16 protein-coding genes are annotated in these 15,769 nt (G+C 61.5%); 10 read left to right on the top strand and 6 right to left on the bottom strand.

The window, feature by feature from the left end; all coding sequences use genetic code 11:
- The first annotated feature begins 106 nt into the window (after nt 1-106).
- From ACIK7D_RS04305 to ACIK7D_RS04290, 4 genes are all read left to right on the top strand, one after another.
- The gene (locus ACIK7D_RS04305; RefSeq protein WP_078051484.1) at nt 107-1,351 is read left to right on the top strand and encodes an aromatic ring-hydroxylating dioxygenase subunit alpha; all 1,245 of its coding nucleotides are present in this window, start codon (nt 107-109) and stop codon (nt 1,349-1,351) included.
- Between the two features lie 7 nt (nt 1,352-1,358).
- The gene (locus ACIK7D_RS04300; protein ID WP_035237666.1) at nt 1,359-2,441 is read left to right on the top strand and encodes a hybrid-cluster NAD(P)-dependent oxidoreductase; all 1,083 of its coding nucleotides are present in this window, start codon (nt 1,359-1,361) and stop codon (nt 2,439-2,441) included.
- 186 nt (nt 2,442-2,627) lie between these two features.
- The gene (locus ACIK7D_RS04295) at nt 2,628-3,092 is read left to right on the top strand and encodes a BA14K family protein (protein ID WP_080817564.1); all 465 of its coding nucleotides are present in this window, start codon (nt 2,628-2,630) and stop codon (nt 3,090-3,092) included.
- Nucleotides 3,093-3,315: 223 nt separating this feature from the next.
- Nucleotides 3,316-3,831, top strand: a complete 516-nt coding sequence (locus tag ACIK7D_RS04290) for a BA14K family protein (RefSeq protein WP_080817560.1) — start codon at nt 3,316-3,318, stop codon at nt 3,829-3,831.
- A 55-nt stretch (nt 3,832-3,886) separates the two neighbouring features.
- Here ACIK7D_RS04290 and ACIK7D_RS04285 read toward each other — a convergent pair whose 3' ends face one another.
- A complete protein-coding gene (locus ACIK7D_RS04285; RefSeq protein ID WP_080817557.1) occupies nt 3,887-4,882 on the bottom strand; it encodes a transporter in 996 nt (331 codons plus the stop codon).
- A gap of 221 nt (nt 4,883-5,103) precedes the next feature.
- Here ACIK7D_RS04285 and ACIK7D_RS04280 point away from each other — a divergent pair, with 221 nt between their 5' ends.
- From ACIK7D_RS04280 to ACIK7D_RS04270, 3 genes are all read left to right on the top strand, one after another.
- On the top strand, nt 5,104-6,888 hold the full coding sequence (locus ACIK7D_RS04280) for an acyl-CoA dehydrogenase (protein WP_400155702.1): 1,785 nt from the start codon (nt 5,104-5,106) through the stop codon (nt 6,886-6,888).
- A gap of 10 nt (nt 6,889-6,898) precedes the next feature.
- Complete coding sequence (locus tag ACIK7D_RS04275) at nt 6,899-7,657, top strand: crotonase/enoyl-CoA hydratase family protein (protein ID WP_400155701.1); 759 nt, start codon at nt 6,899-6,901, stop codon at nt 7,655-7,657.
- A gap of 89 nt (nt 7,658-7,746) precedes the next feature.
- Nucleotides 7,747-8,070, top strand: coding sequence for a hypothetical protein (locus ACIK7D_RS04270; protein ID WP_400156013.1), 324 nt, complete (start codon nt 7,747-7,749; stop codon nt 8,068-8,070).
- Here ACIK7D_RS04270 and ACIK7D_RS04265 read toward each other — a convergent pair whose 3' ends face one another.
- Together ACIK7D_RS04265 and ACIK7D_RS04260 are read right to left on the bottom strand one after the other, a co-directional pair.
- Nucleotides 8,071-9,321, bottom strand: a complete 1,251-nt coding sequence (locus ACIK7D_RS04265) for a class I SAM-dependent RNA methyltransferase (protein WP_400155700.1) — start codon at nt 9,319-9,321, stop codon at nt 8,071-8,073.
- Nucleotides 9,318-10,070: a TlyA family RNA methyltransferase gene (locus ACIK7D_RS04260; protein WP_400155699.1), complete on the bottom strand. Its 753-nt coding sequence runs from the start codon at nt 10,068-10,070 to the stop codon at nt 9,318-9,320. Before ACIK7D_RS04260 ends, ACIK7D_RS04265 begins: the two co-directional genes overlap by 4 nt.
- Before the next feature lie 268 nt (nt 10,071-10,338).
- On the opposite strand from ACIK7D_RS04260, the gene ACIK7D_RS04255 reads away from it, so the two are divergent.
- On the top strand, nt 10,339-12,360 hold the full coding sequence (locus tag ACIK7D_RS04255; RefSeq protein WP_262534883.1) for a methyl-accepting chemotaxis protein: 2,022 nt from the start codon (nt 10,339-10,341) through the stop codon (nt 12,358-12,360).
- 169 nt (nt 12,361-12,529) lie between these two features.
- Here the strand turns inward: ACIK7D_RS04255 and ACIK7D_RS04250 are convergent, their stop codons facing one another.
- Complete coding sequence (locus ACIK7D_RS04250; protein ID WP_400155698.1) at nt 12,530-13,492, bottom strand: nucleoside recognition domain-containing protein; 963 nt, start codon at nt 13,490-13,492, stop codon at nt 12,530-12,532.
- 119 nt (nt 13,493-13,611) lie between these two features.
- Here ACIK7D_RS04250 and ACIK7D_RS04245 point away from each other — a divergent pair, with 119 nt between their 5' ends.
- Together ACIK7D_RS04245 and ACIK7D_RS04240 are read left to right on the top strand one after the other, a co-directional pair.
- A complete protein-coding gene (locus ACIK7D_RS04245; protein ID WP_127756269.1) occupies nt 13,612-14,064 on the top strand; it encodes an Lrp/AsnC family transcriptional regulator in 453 nt (150 codons plus the stop codon).
- 76 nt (nt 14,065-14,140) lie between these two features.
- Nucleotides 14,141-14,512 carry a nuclear transport factor 2 family protein gene (locus tag ACIK7D_RS04240; RefSeq protein ID WP_137002987.1) on the top strand — a complete coding sequence of 124 codons (372 nt, stop codon included), beginning with the start codon at nt 14,141-14,143 and terminating at the stop codon, nt 14,510-14,512.
- A 45-nt stretch (nt 14,513-14,557) separates the two neighbouring features.
- Here the strand turns inward: ACIK7D_RS04240 and ACIK7D_RS04235 are convergent, their stop codons facing one another.
- Both ACIK7D_RS04235 and ACIK7D_RS04230 read right to left on the bottom strand, forming a co-directional pair.
- Nucleotides 14,558-14,866 (bottom strand): putative quinol monooxygenase, encoded by a 309-nt coding sequence (locus tag ACIK7D_RS04235; protein WP_400155697.1) that lies wholly within the window; start codon nt 14,864-14,866, stop codon nt 14,558-14,560.
- Between the two features lie 5 nt (nt 14,867-14,871).
- Nucleotides 14,872-15,666 (bottom strand): helix-turn-helix domain-containing protein, encoded by a 795-nt coding sequence (locus ACIK7D_RS04230; protein WP_400155696.1) that lies wholly within the window; start codon nt 15,664-15,666, stop codon nt 14,872-14,874.
- Nucleotides 15,667-15,769 lie beyond the last annotated feature (103 nt).

Genomic DNA, 15,769 nt, shown 5'->3' with positions numbered 1-15,769 from the left:
GTCGCTGTTTGTGCTGCCGCAAATGAGCGCCGGTGTTTAGATGAGGACATGCTTCCGCAACCCCGCAAATGGTGTCGGGCAGGGCGGTTTGATCGAGGATTTGGCCATGGAATTGCGTGATACCGTATTGCGCCAGCTGAAAAACCGCCGCGAAGGCTTCAGCCTGGAACAGCCCTTCTACACGGACCCGGATTATTTCAAGCTGGATATGGAAACGATCTGGTATCGCGACTGGCTGTTTGTCGGCCATGATTGCGAAGTGCAGAAGTCCGGCAGCTATTTCACCGTGCAGGTCGGCGCCTATTCCGTGGTCATCGTTCGCGGCCGCGACGGGCAGATCCGCGCCTTCCACAATTCCTGCCGCCATCGCGGCTCGCGCGTCTGCACCACGCAGAAGGGCCAGTCGGCCCGCCTCGTCTGTCCCTATCATCAGTGGACCTACGATCTCGACGGCAAGCTGCTGTTTGCGCGCCATATGGGCGAAGAGTTCGACAAGGGCGATTTCGGCCTGAAGCCGGTCGCCTGCGAAACCGTCGCCGGTTACGTCTTCATCTGCCTTGCCGATCAGCCGGCCGATTTCGAGCCCATGCGCAAGGAAGTCGAGAGCTACATGGCGCCGCACCGCATCTGGGAGGCGAAGGTCGCGCATGAGAGCACCATCATCGAAAAGGGCAACTGGAAGCTCGTCTGGGAAAATAACCGCGAGTGCTACCATTGCGCCGCCAACCACCCGGAACTCTGCCGCACCTATCCCGAAAACCCGAGCGTGACGGGAACAGACGGCGGTGCGAGCGATCCCGAGATCGGCGGCCACTGGGCGCGCTGCGAGGCCGCCGGCCTGCCGAGCCGTTTCAAGATCGACCCCAAGGGCCAGTTCCGCGTCGCCCGCATGCCGCTGATCGGCGAAGCGGAAAGCTACACCATGTCCGGCAAGCGCGCCGTGCGCCGGCCGCTGTCAGACGATGTCAGCATCAGCCATATCGGCGCGCTGCTCCTGTTCCATTATCCGACGACCTGGAACCACTTCCTCGGCGACCACACCATTTCCTTCCGGGTGCTGCCGCTCAGCGCCACGGAAACCATGGTCACCACCAAATGGCTGGTGCACAAGGATGCCGTCGAAGGCGTGGACTACGATCTCGAGGATCTCACCCACGTCTGGAACGAGACCAACGACCAGGACCGCCGCATCGTCGAGGAAAATGCCTTCGGCATTCGTTCCCCGGCCTACGAGCCCGGCCCCTATTCCATGGAGGACGAGGGCGGCGTGATGCAGTTCGTCAACTGGTACTCCGATTTCATGGTCGACCGGCTCTCGGGCGATAAGGCCCGGCTTTCGGCTGTAGCGTGATGCGAAGATGAATATGGTTGTGACCTATAAGCATATCGATGAGATGAAGCCATGGAGCGACAAGCTCCAGCTTCTGGAGTGCATCTCGGTGACGCCCGAGACGCCTGATGTGATGACGTTCCTGTTCCGCTCGGAGGATCAGAACTGGTTCCGTTATCTGCCGGGGCAGTTCGTCACGCTGGAATTGCCGGTGGGCAAGGAGCCGCTTTACCGCACCTACACATTGTCCTCCAGCCCGTCGCGGCCCTATGCGCTGTCGGTCACGGTCAAGGCGCAGGCCAACAGCATTGGCACGCGCTGGATGTTCGACAATCTGAAGCCCGGCATGAAAATCCGGGCGCTCGGGCCGCTCGGCGACTTTTCCTACGTCAAGCATCCCGGCGACAAATATCTGTTCATCTCGGCAGGCTCCGGTGTTACGCCGATGATGTCGATGGTGCGCGACATGAGCGACCGCGCCCCGCAGAGCGATATTGCCTTCATCAATTGTTCGCGCACACCCGGCGATATCGTTTTCCGTCACGAGCTGGAATATCTCGCCCGGTTCATGCCGAACCTGTCTCTCGGCTTCATTGTCGAGAAATGCGGCCGCACCGATCTGTGGTCCGGCCTGAAGGGCATGGTCGACAAGGCCAAGATCGCGCTGCTCGCGCATGATTTCATGGAGCGCACCGTCTTCTGTTGCGGGCCGGAGCCGTTCATGGCCGCCGTCCGCTCGATGCTCGATGCTTCCGGCTTCGACATGAGCCGCTATCATCAGGAAAGTTTCGCGCCGGCTGCGCCGGTCACCGTTGGTGAAACTGTCCTCACCGGGGCGGATGGCGAGGCGCTGTCGATGGTGGGTTTCACCCTTTCCGGCAAAGAAATGCCCTGCCAGCCCGGCCAGACGGTTCTGATGACGGCGCGCGCCGCCGGCGTCCGTATCGGGGCGGCCTGCGAATCGGGGATTTGCGGCACCTGCCGGGTGCTGAAGCTTTCCGGCGAGGTGGAGATGAACCACAATGGCGGCATTCTCGATGAGGAAATCGAGGAAGGCTATATTCTCGCCTGCTGCTCACGCCCGTTGACCGACGTAAAGGTGGAAGCCTGACACGAGCAGGCGTTTCATCTTCATCCGCCTTTCACCGGATGGTTGTCTTGGAACCAAATTTCTCTAAACTCGTTTGCACGTCATCGAATTCTTTTCGGGCATGAAACGGGGCTGTCCCATATCTCCGACAAGAGCGAGTGGGTAAAAGGCGCGGGTCCAGCGCGCTGAAGCAAACGGAGGAAGATCATGATGAATTTCCGGACAACGAGTGTCGCCACGGCGATGATCGTGTTCCTCACCAGCTTTACGCCGTCGCAGGCGTTCCAGGTCCCTGTTCCGATGCCCAAGCCGGCGGTTTCGACCGACAATGTCGTGCCGGTGCAGTACCGCGAATGGGACCGCCGATACGACCGCAGGCACGGCGACCGCATGTATCGCCCGCGCCCCCCGCGTGACGGCTGGTATAATGGTCACCGTGGTTATCGCGATCGCCGCCCCGGTTACCGTTATCACAATGGTTACTGGTTCCCGCTGGCAGCCTTCGCGGCAGGCGCGATCATTGGCGGTGCCATGCAGCAGCCGCGCCCGGCCTATGGCGGCAGCCATGTTTCCTGGTGCCAGAACCGCTGGCGGTCCTACCGCGCTTACGACAATACCTATCAGCCGAACAGCGGTCCGCGTCGTATATGCGTATCGCCTTACAGCCGCTGACAGGATTTTCGAAAGCCCGGATTTTGATCCGGGCTTTTGTTTTCCGGCTGCCGGATCGGGTAAACGAAGCGTGATGGGATCGTTAATGCTGGGTTCAGGCGAAAACGCCTAGCCTGCAACCTGCAATGTTACAGCCAGACCGAAAAACTGGCCGAATGAGAATAAAAAAGTGTTATTATTCACGGAGAACGGCCTGTTGACCGTCGTGAATGGAGGAAGTCAGATGAGAAGCTATATGAAGAATATCCTGGCTGTCGGTCTTTCTGCGATTGTGGTTGCGGGAGCGATTGTTCCGGCGGAAGCAGCAATGCCTTTGCCGATCGCGCCGAAGAGTGTTGAGACCGCCGGCAATGATGCAAGCCAGAATGTCGTGAATGTCCAATATTGGCGTGATCGCGACGGCTGGGGCGATCGTCGCGGCTGGTATCGCGGCCACCGTGGTTATCGCGATTACCGCCCGGGCTATCGTCACCATGACGGTTACTGGTTCCCGCTCGCAGCCTTTGCGACGGGCGCGATCATCGGCGGCGCACTCTCGCAGCCGCGTGAAGTCTACCGCCCGGTACCGGAATATCGTCCGCGCCCGGTCTATCGCGAATATCGCCCGGTCCGCCGCGGCGGGCTGAGCCAGGCGCATGTGAACTGGTGCTATGGCCGCTATCGTTCCTACGATGCCTATAGCAACACGTTCCAGCCTTACCATGGTCCGCGCCAGCCCTGCTATTCGCCTTACAGCTGATAGAACACGCTGAAATTGAAAGAGCCGTCCGGTCATTGCCGGGCGGCTCTTTGCGTTACAGGATTCGCGCGCGTTTCAGCACGAACCAGGCGAGAGCAACCGAAATCGCGATGAAGATGCTGGCCGACAATGTGCCGCCCGTGCCGACGGTAAACGGCAGCTCATCCGTATTCATGCCGAAAAAGCCGGTGACCAGCGATGGCGGCAGCAGGAATGCGGTCATCAGCGACAGGATATAAAGGTGCCGGTTGGTTTCCGACGAGAGTTTGGAATCGATTTCTTCATGCAGCAGCCTTGCCCGCTCCTGCAGGGCGTAGACGTCGTGGTCGACAGCCTCCAGACGGCCCATCAGGCGTGAGGCGACATCCTCGAAACCATTCGGCATCTCGTCATCATCGGCGGCCGAAGCCCGCCGCATCAGGGTCAGCACGGTGCGCAGATGCCGGTGCAGGCGAACCACCGTGCGGCGCAGCGGGGCAAGACGCCGCCGCTCATCACGGTTCTCGCTGTCATAGACCATATCCTCGATGGCGTTCAGCTCTTCCGTCGTCTCCATCACCAGATTGATGAGCGAACGCTGGAATTCCGCCACCAGCCCCTCGAAGACATGCGACGGCGTGAGGTAACGGTTGGAATTCTTGTCGACCGCCGCCTTCAGCCGGTCCACCGAATGCAGCGGTTGCAGGCGGGTGGTGATGATGAAGCGGTCGCTCACCGCAAAATGCAGCCAGCCGAAATCGCGCGTTTCCTTGTCGAATTCCCGCTGGAAATCGACAAGCGTGCCGTAAAGCGATTTTTCATCGACCACGATGGACGGATGTGTCTCATGGGTGGTGAGGCTTGCCCGCGCCGCCGGGTCGAGACCGTCGATGGTCTCGAGAAAACCCGCCACGCGCTGATCGGCGAGGTTGAGGTGCAGCCAGAAGAACCCTTCGCACTCCGCCATTTCCTGAAAGCCGGCATCGGGCGCGAGCCGCCGGCACGGGGCTGTACCGGGATGAAATTGATAGGCCCAGACAAGGCCGGGAATAACGGGCGTTACGAGATCCATCGTGGCAGTCCTGACCGGCTGGATGGGGGAGAGGGAGGCGTTCGTCGTTCCGGTGTGGGAGCGGCGGCGGCGAGGCGCCTTTCAGCGCATGCTGAGCAAATTCATATGACAGTTTTATAACAATCCCGCCGAAATGACGGGAATTTTCAAATTGACGTTTACGTAAAAATCATTTAGCCCGAAGGCAGTAGCAAGATGCCACAGCTTCGGGAGGAGGCAGCATGTATAGCGCGCCGGTGGACGATATCGCCTTTACACTCAAACATGTAGCGGGTCTTGAAGACGCGCTGTCGACGGGTGCGCTGGGAGAGCTTGGGGAAGATCTGGTCGATGCCATTCTGCACGAAGCCGGCCGTTTCGCCACCGCAGAGGTCGCGCCGCTCGCCGACATTGGCGACCGCCAGGGCGCAAAGCTTGCCGACGGGAAGGTGACGACACCGGATGGCTGGGCCGATCTTTACCGCCGCTGGGCGGAAGCGGGCTGGAACAGCCTGACGGCGCCGGAAGAATTCGGCGGCCAGAACCTGCCGCATATGCTGAATGTCGCCGCACTCGAAATGTGGAATTCCGGCTCCATGGCCTTTGCGCTGGCCCCGACGCTGACCATGGGCGCGGTGGAAGCCCTTGTCGCCCACGGCAGCGATGACCTCAAGCGCACCTATCTGCCGAAACTCGTCTCCGGCGAATGGACAGGCACCATGAACCTCACCGAGCCGCACGCGGGTTCGGACCTCGGCGTCCTGAAGACCCGGGCGGAGCGCAATGGCGACGGCACCTATCGCATCTTCGGCCAGAAGATTTTCATCACCTGGGGCGAACATGACGCGGCGGACAATATCATCCACCTCGTTCTCGCCCGCCTGCCGGATGCGCCGGCCGGCACGCGCGGCATCTCGCTGTTCCTCGTACCGAAATTCCTGCCCGATGAAAACGGCGCGCCGGGCAGCCGCAACGATCTGTTCTGCCATTCGCTCGAACACAAGCTCGGCATTCACGGCTCGCCCACCTGCACGATGATCTTCGGTGACGGCAAATTCGGGGAAGAGAAGGGCGCGCTCGGCTGGCTGGTCGGCGAGGAGAACAAGGGTCTCGCCTGCATGTTCACCATGATGAACAACGCCCGCCTTGCCGTAGGTATGCAGGGCGTGGCGATCTGCGAAGCCGCGACCCAGAAAGCTATCGAATATGCCAGGGAGCGCACGCAGGGCAAGGCGCCCGGCTGGCAGGGCTCCGGCATGAGCCCGATTATCGAACACCCGGATATCGCCAGAACGCTTCTGACGATGAAGGCGCTGACGCAAGGGTCGCGGGCGATTTCCTTCAACTGCGCGCACGCCCTCGACATGGCGCATGCGAGCGAAGACGCCCGGCAGCGCGCTCACTGGCAGGAGCGCGCTGCCCTTTTGACACCCATCGCCAAATCCTTCTCCACCGATGCCGGCGTCGATGTCGCCTCCATGGGCATTCAGGTGCATGGCGGCATGGGCTTCATCGAGGAAACCGGCGCGGCGCGTTATCTGCGCGATGCCCGCATCGCGCCGATCTATGAAGGCACCAACGGCATTCAGGCCATTGATCTGGTGCTGCGCAAGCTGCCGCTCTCCGAGGGCGCGCAGGTGCGCGGTTTCATCGCCGAACTGCGTGAGATCGCCGCCCGCACAGCCGCGTCGAACCGCGACGATCTCGGCGAGACCGGCCGCTATCTCGAAGCAAGCCTCACCGATCTGGAAACGGCGACCGACTGGCTGCTGGATCGCATCAAGGCAGGCGAAACCGAAACCGCGCTCGCCGGCGCGACGCCCTATCAGCGCCTCTTCGGTCTGGCGCTCACCGGCGCCTATCTCGCCAAGGGCGCGTTGGCCGCCGTCGATGATGGCAGGGGCGGGCACCGCGCAGCCCTTTGCCGTTTCGCTGCGGAAAATCTGCTGGCGGAAACGGCGGCGCTGAAGGATCGCGTTATCGCCGGCGCGGCAAGCCTTACCGCCGCCCGCACCGTATTGGCTTGAGGAGCTTCAGATGTCGGACGACCACATTCTCGTCGAGCGCGTCGGCCATGCGCCGGAAGTCTTGACCATTCGCTTCAACCGGCCGGACAAGAAAAACGCCATCACCGATGCCATGTATTTGCGCATGGCAGACGCCCTCCATGCCGCCAATGCGGACCCGGAAATTCGCGTCGTCGCCTTTCTCGGCACGGAAGGCTGCTTCTCCGCCGGTAACGACATGGCCGATTTTCTGGCCTTCGCCATGTCGGGCGGCAGGGGCAAGCTTGCCGCGCTCGAGCTTCTGAAAGCGCTCGTCGCCTTCGAAAAGCCGATGGTATCCGGCGTCGACGGGCTCGCCATCGGCATCGGCACGACGCTGAACCTGCATTGCGACCTGACGGTCGCCTCCAGCCGCAGCCTGTTCAAGACCCCATTCGTGGATTTGGCGCTGGTGCCGGAAGCGGCTTCCAGCCTGCTCGTGCCGAAACTCATGGGACACCAGCGCGCCTTTGCGCTGCTTGCCATGGGCGAAGGTTTTACTGCTGAACAGGCGTTACAGGCCGGAATGATCTGGAAAGTCGTCGCCCCTGAACATGTGGAGAGCGAAACGCTGGCGCTCGCCACCCGGCTTGCGGCCAAACCGCAGCAGGCGCTGAAGATCGCCCGCGATCTGGTTCGCGGCAATCCGGCCGATCTTCTCGCCCGCATCGAAGAGGAAGGCCGTCATTTCATCGCGCAACTGCAAAGCGCCGAGGCGCGCGCCGCCTTCGAGGCATTCATGCGTCGTTAAGCGTTCCGGCAGGAAGTCCTTGCGGTTAAGCAACCGGGCAATATGGGTTGGGTTAAATAATGCAACGTCATCGCCCGAAGGCTACCCGCATGCGTCACGTCGTTTTCGCCCTGTCCGTCTTCCTCTGCGCCGCCACTGTCACCGAAGCGGCGGCGATAACGCGCCCTCCGGCGGCTTTCGCCGGCAATGTCATTCTGGCGCAATCCGTCATTACCGAAGACGATGGCTCGGATTATTATTCCGGCCGCAATCGCGACCGCCAGCGCCGCGCCCATTTCGTCTGCGTCATCACCCCGCCGGAGAGCGCCAATCGCCGCCGGCCCTATGTCTGCCCCATCGAGCGGGGCCGCGTGGGCGGCGCCTGCCGCTGCTCGGGCGTGGTCGGCAACGGCACGGTCGATACGGCCTGGTGATTATTTCTCCAGCGTCGCCACCGCTTCCACATGTGGCGACCACAGGAACTGGTCGACCGGCGTGACGCGGGTGATGCGATAACCGCCTTCCGTGAGGATGGTAAGATCGCGCGCAAGCGTCAGCGGATTGCAGCTCACCGCAACGATCTTCTTCACCGTGCTGCGGGCCAGTTCCTTGCACTGGAATTCCGCACCGGCGCGCGGCGGATCGAAGACGACAGCATCGTAATTCTTCAATTCGCTTGTCATCAGTGGCCGGCGGAAGAGGTCGCGTTTCTCGACGCTCACCGGCTTCAGGCCCTGTGTGTTGCGGGCGGCGAAGTCCAGCGCCTTTAGCGGCTTGTCTTCGGCTTCCACCGCATGCACCTTGCCGATGCGTGCGAGCCTCAACGCGAAGGTGCCGGAACCGCAGAAGAGATCGGCAATGCGCTTGGATTTGCCGATATGGGCAAGCACCAGCTCGGCCATGGCGTCTTCGGCCTGTTTCGTCGCCTGCGTGAAACTGCCGGCCGGCGGGGAAACCGCAACGCCGCCGAATTCGATGATCGGCTTTTGCGGTTCGATCAGAATTTCACCTGAGAGCGAGACACGGGCAATGCCGCGCATGGCAAGCACCGTTTCCGTGAGTGTGCGCCGCTGCTTGTCGCTGACCGACTTGATGCCCTCGACCGAAATATCGAGACCCGAGAGCGTTTCGAGAACGGTGATGCGGAACGGTTCGGCATTCGCCACCATGGAAAGCCCGATGGCGCGAATGGCATCCAGCCGCGAGACGATGCCGGGCGAGGTGACGGGACATTCCTCAATGGCGACGATGTGATGGCTGTTCGCCTGGCTGAAACCGAGCAGCAGGCCCTTTTCCGTCCTGCGGGCGGCGAACACCGCGCGGCGGCGCTCGCCGGGGCGACAGATGACGAGATCGTCGACCGGCGGCGTCAGGCCTTTCGATTTCAGCGCCGAAACCACCAGCTCCCGCTTGTAGGCATGGTAAGGCTGGTCGGACAGATGTTGCAGCGAACAGCCGCCGCAGGTGCCGTTCTTGCCATCGGGACCGAAATGGCGGCAGGCCGGTTCACGGCGCTCCGGCGAGGCTTCGGCAATGGACATGACCGTGCCGTGATCCTTGAGCTTGGCGATGGCGACCGTTTCGCCGGGCAGCGCGAAGGGCACATAGACCGGGCCATCGGGACAGTGCGCGATGCCGTCGCCCTGCGCGCCGAGGCTCTTGATGGTGACGGTCTGTGTGCTCATGGCTTTTCGCCTCCGAGAAGAAATTCGATATTGCCGTCGCCGCCGGAAATTGGCGAGGGAATGAGGCCGAGGCTTTTCCAGCCCATGTCCTCGGTCAGCCAGCGTTCCAGCTCGGCGGCCACGGCAGGTGCCGTTTCCGGTTCTTTCAACAGCCCGGCCTTGCTGATGGCGTCGCGCCCCGCCTCGAATTGCGGCTTCACCAGCAGAACCGCCAGCGCGCCCGCTTCCGCAAGCTCGAGTGCCGGCGCAAGCGCGAGCTTCAGCGAAATGAAGGACACGTCGGAGACGATGAAGCCGATGGGCCGGTCATCGATATCTTCCGCCGTCAGGAAACGCGCATTCAGCCCTTCCAGATTGGTCACGCGCGGATCGTTCTCGATCCTCGCATGCATCTGCCCGTGGCCGACATCGATGGCGGTGACGTGTTTGGCGCCCCGCTCCAGCAGCACCTCGGTGAAACCGCCGGTCGAAGCGCCGACATCGAGACAGTCATGGCCCGATGGGTCGAGCAGGAAATGGTCGAGCGCGGCAACGAGCTTCAGCGCTGCGCGCGAAACATAGGCCTGCGCGGGATCGCTGATGGCGATTTCGGCATCGCCGGCGACGGTCTGGCTCGGTTTGGTGATGATTTTACCGTTGACGCTCACGGTGCCGCGCGCAACCGCGTCGCGCGCACGCGAGCGACTGGCGAAGTGGCCGAGCGACACGAGAAGCTGGTCAAGCCGTTCATTTTCAAATGTTTTGGACATGGTCCCGTGTCAATGACCGCCAAACCCCGCCGATGCAAGCGATTTATCGCTGAAACGGGCCGGCGATGCCCGCTGTCGCCCATTGATGTTGCACCGCAAAGTCAGAATGTTCGATTAATCCAATATAAAGGCTTGTATTGCACTTTGTGCACAAGGCCCGTGCGGCCACCGGAACCTGCCATGACGGCATCTCCTCCCATCCACAAAATTGCGGCCGTTGCAGCGCAGACGCTTGCTTCGAGGCATCGGGTCGCCGAGAGAGTTTGCGATGTCGCTTAAAAACCTCCCCATCAATCTGAAGCTCATAGCCACCTTCTGTGCCTTGATGAGCGTGTGCCTGCTCGCTTCTGCGGTCGTATTCTGGCAGACGCTGGGGAGCGAGCGTGTCACGATCGAAAACAACCGCACGAAGGATATCATCCAGGCCGTGGATGGCGCGACGGCCGCCATGCTGGAACAGGCCGTCAATCAGCGCGGCTTCCTGCTGTTTCGCAGCGACAGCACCTATAATGACGTCTTCGCCCAGCGCGACCTGATGCTGAAGAAGCTGGACGAAGCCCGCGCGCTGGCTGTCGGCCGGCCGGACATTCTGACATCCATCGACGACATGCAGAAATCCGCAACCGTGTTCTTCAAGGAACTGGCGGAACCGCAGATCGCCGCACGCAAGACGACCGAAGCGCCGATTTCCGAAATCATCGAGATCGGCCGCAATCAGGCCAAGGGCCAGCTCGATGGCTTCCGCGCCTCCGCCGCCAAGATCAAGGAACAGTTGAACGGCCTGTCCGCCGCTTACGCGGCAGAACAGCAGGCAGCCGCACTGAACCTCAAATATGCGCTTCTGGGTGGCGGCGCTGTCGCCGGTCTTCTGGCCGTTGCCCTCATCTGGGCGCTGTCGCGCTCCATCGTCACGCCCATCGTCGGCATGACGGCGGCGATGAGCCGGCTCGCCGATGGCGATCTGACAACGGAAGTTCCGGCCACGGATCGTGGCGACGAAGTCGGCAAGATGGCGAAGGCCGTTCTGGTCTTCAAGGAAGCCGGGCTGGAAAAATCCCGCCTTGCCGGCGAGACCGATCGCATGCGCTCCGCGACGGAGGCTGAACGCCGCCGCAACGAGGAAGAAAAGGCCAAGGATGAAGCCGCCAGCGCTTTTGCCAGCGCCGAGCTTGGCAAGGGCCTTGCCGCTCTTGCGGATGGCGATCTCTCCTATCGCATCGAAACGCCTTTTGCGCCCGCCATCGATCCGGTTCGCGTGAATTTCAACAGCGCCGTCGAAAAACTCCAGCAGGCGCTGCGCACGGTCGGCGAGAACGCGGCCGCGATCAATGCCGGTGCTTCGGAAATGCTCTCCGCCGCCGACGACCTGTCGCGCCGCACCGAACAACAGGCGGCCTCCATCGAAGAAACCGCCGCAGCGCTGGAAGAAGTCACCACCACGGTGCGCGATAGCGCCCGCGGCGCGGAAGATGCCGGCAATCTGGTCCAGCGCGCCCGCGCCGGTGCGGAAAAGTCCGGTGTCGTGGTCCGCAAGGCGGTTGCCGCCATGCGCGAAATCGAAAAGTCCTCGGGTGAAATCGGCAACATCATCGGTGTCATCGACGATATCGCCTTCCAGACCAACCTGCTGGCGCTGAACGCAGGCGTTGAAGCCGCACGCGCCGGTGATGCCGGCAAGGGCTTTGCCGTGGTTGCACAGGAAGTCCGTGAGCTTGCCCAGCGTTCCGCCAATGCCGCCAAGGAAATCAAGACGCTGATCGGCGCTTCCAGCCAGCAGGTGGAAAACGGCGTCAATCTGGTCGACGAGACGGGTAAGGCTCTGGAACTCATCGTCGCGGAAGTCGAAGAGATCAACGCCCATGTTAGCGCCATCGTCGTCGCTTCCCGCGAACAGGCGACCGGCCTGCAGGAAATCAATACGGCCGTGAACACCATGGATCAGGGCACGCAGCAGAATGCCGCCATGGTGGAACAGCAGACCGCCGCCAGCCATTCGCTGGCCCGCGAAGCGGAAGCGCTGAACAGCCTGCTCGGCCAGTTCAGAATGGATGGCGCACGCGCTGCCGTTGCGAGTGCCGGCGGCTATTCAGCGCCGCGCCAGTCTGCCGCGAGGCCCGCCTTCCAGCCGGCACCTGCCGCACCGGCCCGCAAGGCTCCGGTAAAATCGGCCTCCGCAACCGCAAGGCCTGTCGCCTCGCCGGCCCGTGCGCTTGGCCAGAGCCTCGCCCGCGCCTTCGGCGGTGCCGCCGAAGCGCCGGCTGCCAAGGATCAGGACTGGACGGAGTTCTGAACCGGGCTTTCAGATTGAACCTATGGATTGGGGGCCGAAAGGCCCCCTTTTTGCATCGGCTTTTCAGATTGGGAACTTTCGCTTTTCTTCGAATCGCGAAACCACTCCAACTCTTTGTTTTGGCGCATTTCCGGACGGAAAGCCGGGGTCCACTTTTCCTGGAAATGCTCTATGTGCCCTGTAGCCGGAACATCCGCGCAAAGAACAGCTCATCCGACAGGCGGTGAAGCAGGGCGGCAATGCCGGCGGTCGCGGCAATGGCGAAAACAAGCCGCCCGGCCAGAACGCCATAGACATCCGCGCCAAGCGACATCACCACGAGCGTGTCTTCGATCACGCTATGGGCAAAACCCATGAACACGCAGGACAGAAACACCTGACGCGGCGAGATTGTGCCCGATTGCGCCTCGCGGATCAGGAAACCGGCGCCGTAGGAAATGCCGAGGAACAAGCCGATGGCGGTGAGGTGTTCGGCCTCGCCGCGAATGCCCGCAAGACGCAGCAGGGGCGAGAGCGCTTTCATCATCAGCGCCAGCAGGCCGGTCAGCCTGAGGATTTCAAGGCAAAGGGAAAGTGCCAGGAGGATGACGAGCATCCAGACCATGGTTTCCCCGAGGCCGAGGAAATAGGCGGTCCATTCAGGCGTGGCGCTCATCGCAATCCAGGCGGGGTTTACCGGCGCGGACAGCCATCCCATCGCCTCCAGAACGTGATGCAGCATGAAGGCATACAGCAATCCGCCGCCGACGCGTAGCGCCGTGGTGACGATCATGCCCGGTCCCGCTCTTTCAATGATCTTCTGTTCGATGGGCAGGCCATGGGCGAACAGGATGAGTGCCGAAAAAACGGTGATATCCGCAACAGTCAGAGAGGATGCGGGCACAAGCGTGAAGATGAGCGGCACCGCACCCCATATGCCGACCAGCATCGCGGTCAGCCAGGCAAGACCAAGCTCCGGCGGCAGCCCGATGAGGTTCATGACCGGCGCAAAGGCAGGCGCCACCGCCTCGATCGCGCCCATCCTCGACAACAGCTCGGTCAGAATGGCGATGGGAACCGTGATCCGCACAAGCACCCAGTAGATTGCTAGCGTTTCCCGCGTTTTTTGCCAGACGGGCAGGAAAAGTGACATGTGAGACTCCCTGAAGGTTGTTCCCATTCACTAATCCCGGCCCGTTCGCATTTGCGGTCAAAAATTGCAGTTTCATGCAATTTTATTGCAAATCCAATGGCGAGAGATATGCTGCCGGCATGGATCGGATCGACCGGAAACTTCTGAACCTTTTGCAGAACGATGCGTCGCGCACCAATGTGGATATGGCCGATGAAGTCGGGCTGTCTCCATCCAGTTGCCTGCGCCGCCTGCAGCGGCTGCACAAGTCTGGCGTGATCGACCGCATCGTGGCGATCCTCAACCCCGCAAAGGCGGGGCGGGTGATCAAGGCTCTGGTGACGGTGGAGCTGAAATTGCACGGCGAGCAGCATATGCGCCGCTTTCTGGATATTGCGAGTGCCGAAGAGGCCGTATCGCAGGCCTATGCCGTGACAGGAGCATCCGATGTCGTGCTGATGTTGCGCCTGCGGGATATGGAAGAATTCGACGCCCTGTGCGACAGGCTGTTCCGGGATCAGCACAATGTGGCGCGCTTTGTCACCATGGTCGTCATCAAGACGGCGAAAGAGGAAACGGCTATCAGGCTTTAACCGGAGCCCTTCAATACAGGACATTCACTCGTCCAGGAATCCATTTCGCCACGACGTTTTTTTGAAGAGGTGCGTTTTGAATAGTGAAATCGAACTGCCGGTACAAAAGCAGCTTGAGGCCTATAATGCCCGTGACATCGATGCCTTCATGCTCTGGTGGGCGGATGATTGTCAGTATTACGCGTTCCCGGCGACGCTTCTGGCAGGAAGCGCGGCAGAGATTCGGGAGCGTCATATCCAGCGCTTCAAGGAACCGGATCTCCATGGGAAACTGCTGACGCGCATTGTCGTTGGCAACGTCGTCATCGACCATGAAACGGTCACCCGAAACTTTCCGGAAGGAAAGGGAGAGGTCGACGTTGCCTGCATCTATGAAATTGAGAACGGCAGGATCGCCAAGGCCTGGTTCAAAATCGGTGAGCCGCGGATATTGTCGCGAAAATCCTAGCGCGTGCAAAGGGTGCTTGCGTGGGATTCCTTATGATCCATGTCGCTATGCGGCGTGATCGGCCCGCATGGGATGCCAGACGGAGATATCCCGTGGGGCTTCCAGAAGCTCGGGCAGGGCAGCGTGCCATGCCTGACGATAGGGGCGGTGAATCTGGACATCGATGACGTCCTGATGGTCGCTCCAGGTCTCATGCAGCAAAAAGCGGTTCTCGTTTTCACCGTCCCGATGCAGGGTTGCGTTCACGAAGGTCTTTTCATGCCGCATGGCGTCGAGCAGCGCATTCAGCAATTCGAGAAAGCGCTCGCGCTGGCTGGGGCGGACCTGAAAGCCGATGAGATAGGTGGTGTGCACGGGTCTTACTCCTTGGTGCCTTGCATCAGTGCTTCGCGGGTTGCCGCGTCGGCGGGATAAAAACACTCCAGCACCAGTTCGGACAGCGTGACGTCTGTGGCCGTGCCGAAAACCGTGGTGGTTGAAATGAAGCTCAATATGCCGCCCGAAGACGGATCGCGAAGCTGGAGCGGTATGGCCAGAGGGTCGGCCCCGGCGGCATGCGGCGAGACCTTTGGTGCGGGATAGGCCGCAAGCTCCGCATGTAGCCGGGAAAGCACCTCGTCTCCCGTCTCTTCGACCTGGCGACGCAGGCGTTCCAGCAGGTGATGACGCCATTCGGCGAGGTTGACGATGCGCGAACTCAGGCCCTGCGGATGCAGGCTCAGCCTCAAGGCGTTGAGCGGCGGGAGAAGCAGCTCCTCTGAAACGCCGGCCAGAAGCGCTGTGATCGCGCCATTGGCGAGAACGACGTTCCAGTGCCGGTCAACGGCAAGGGCGGGGAAGGGCATATGCCCGTGCACCACGGTTTCGACGGCCTGCCGGGCCGCCGCCATGTCGGGCGCGTCCAGCGAGCGTTCGGAATGAACAGGCGCATAACCCGCCGCCAGCATCAGCCGGTTGGCGGCGCGGGCGGGCATGGAAAGCTGCTCCGCCAGTTTCGCGAGCATCTCGCGGCTGGGGGATGAACGCCCGCTTTCCACAAAGCTCAGATGCCGCGCCGATATGTCCGCCTCTATCGCCAGATCGAGCTGGCTCAACCTGCGGCGGGCACGCCATTCCTTCAGCACCTGGCCGACATGTTCTTGATGATGTGTCATGCCCCGCAGCCTAGCAGAACATATCGGCAATGCGATTACCTCCGAGGTAATTGTTCCGCTTCCCGACCGCCGGCATGTTTGGGCCGTCAACCAGAAGGAACGC

This window comes from Agrobacterium sp. P15N1-A (genome assembly GCF_044626815.1).
Classification (GTDB): domain Bacteria; phylum Pseudomonadota; class Alphaproteobacteria; order Rhizobiales; family Rhizobiaceae; genus Agrobacterium; species Agrobacterium leguminum.
The sequence above is the reverse complement of the archived record's forward strand: the minus strand, read 5'-3'. Positions and strand labels throughout refer to the sequence as shown.

What these genes read in the sequence shown, in the direction of transcription:
- ACIK7D_RS04305 (WP_078051484.1), top strand. Translation starts at nt 107, where the DNA reads ATGGAATTGCGTGATACCGTATTGCGCCAGCTGAAAAACCGCCGCGAA.
- ACIK7D_RS04300 (WP_035237666.1), top strand. Translation starts at nt 1,359, where the DNA reads ATGAATATGGTTGTGACCTATAAGCATATCGATGAGATGAAGCCATGG.
- ACIK7D_RS04295 (WP_080817564.1), top strand. Translation starts at nt 2,628, where the DNA reads ATGATGAATTTCCGGACAACGAGTGTCGCCACGGCGATGATCGTGTTC.
- ACIK7D_RS04290 (WP_080817560.1), top strand. Translation starts at nt 3,316, where the DNA reads ATGAGAAGCTATATGAAGAATATCCTGGCTGTCGGTCTTTCTGCGATT.
- ACIK7D_RS04285 (WP_080817557.1), bottom strand. Translation starts at nt 4,882, where the DNA reads ATGGATCTCGTAACGCCCGTTATTCCCGGCCTTGTCTGGGCCTATCAA.
- ACIK7D_RS04280 (WP_400155702.1), top strand. Translation starts at nt 5,104, where the DNA reads ATGTATAGCGCGCCGGTGGACGATATCGCCTTTACACTCAAACATGTA.
- ACIK7D_RS04275 (WP_400155701.1), top strand. Translation starts at nt 6,899, where the DNA reads ATGTCGGACGACCACATTCTCGTCGAGCGCGTCGGCCATGCGCCGGAA.
- ACIK7D_RS04270 (WP_400156013.1), top strand. Translation starts at nt 7,747, where the DNA reads ATGCGTCACGTCGTTTTCGCCCTGTCCGTCTTCCTCTGCGCCGCCACT.
- ACIK7D_RS04265 (WP_400155700.1), bottom strand. Translation starts at nt 9,321, where the DNA reads ATGAGCACACAGACCGTCACCATCAAGAGCCTCGGCGCGCAGGGCGAC.
- ACIK7D_RS04260 (WP_400155699.1), bottom strand. Translation starts at nt 10,070, where the DNA reads ATGTCCAAAACATTTGAAAATGAACGGCTTGACCAGCTTCTCGTGTCG.
- ACIK7D_RS04255 (WP_262534883.1), top strand. Translation starts at nt 10,339, where the DNA reads ATGTCGCTTAAAAACCTCCCCATCAATCTGAAGCTCATAGCCACCTTC.
- ACIK7D_RS04250 (WP_400155698.1), bottom strand. Translation starts at nt 13,492, where the DNA reads ATGTCACTTTTCCTGCCCGTCTGGCAAAAAACGCGGGAAACGCTAGCA.
- ACIK7D_RS04245 (WP_127756269.1), top strand. Translation starts at nt 13,612, where the DNA reads ATGGATCGGATCGACCGGAAACTTCTGAACCTTTTGCAGAACGATGCG.
- ACIK7D_RS04230 (WP_400155696.1), bottom strand. Translation starts at nt 15,666, where the DNA reads ATGACACATCATCAAGAACATGTCGGCCAGGTGCTGAAGGAATGGCGT.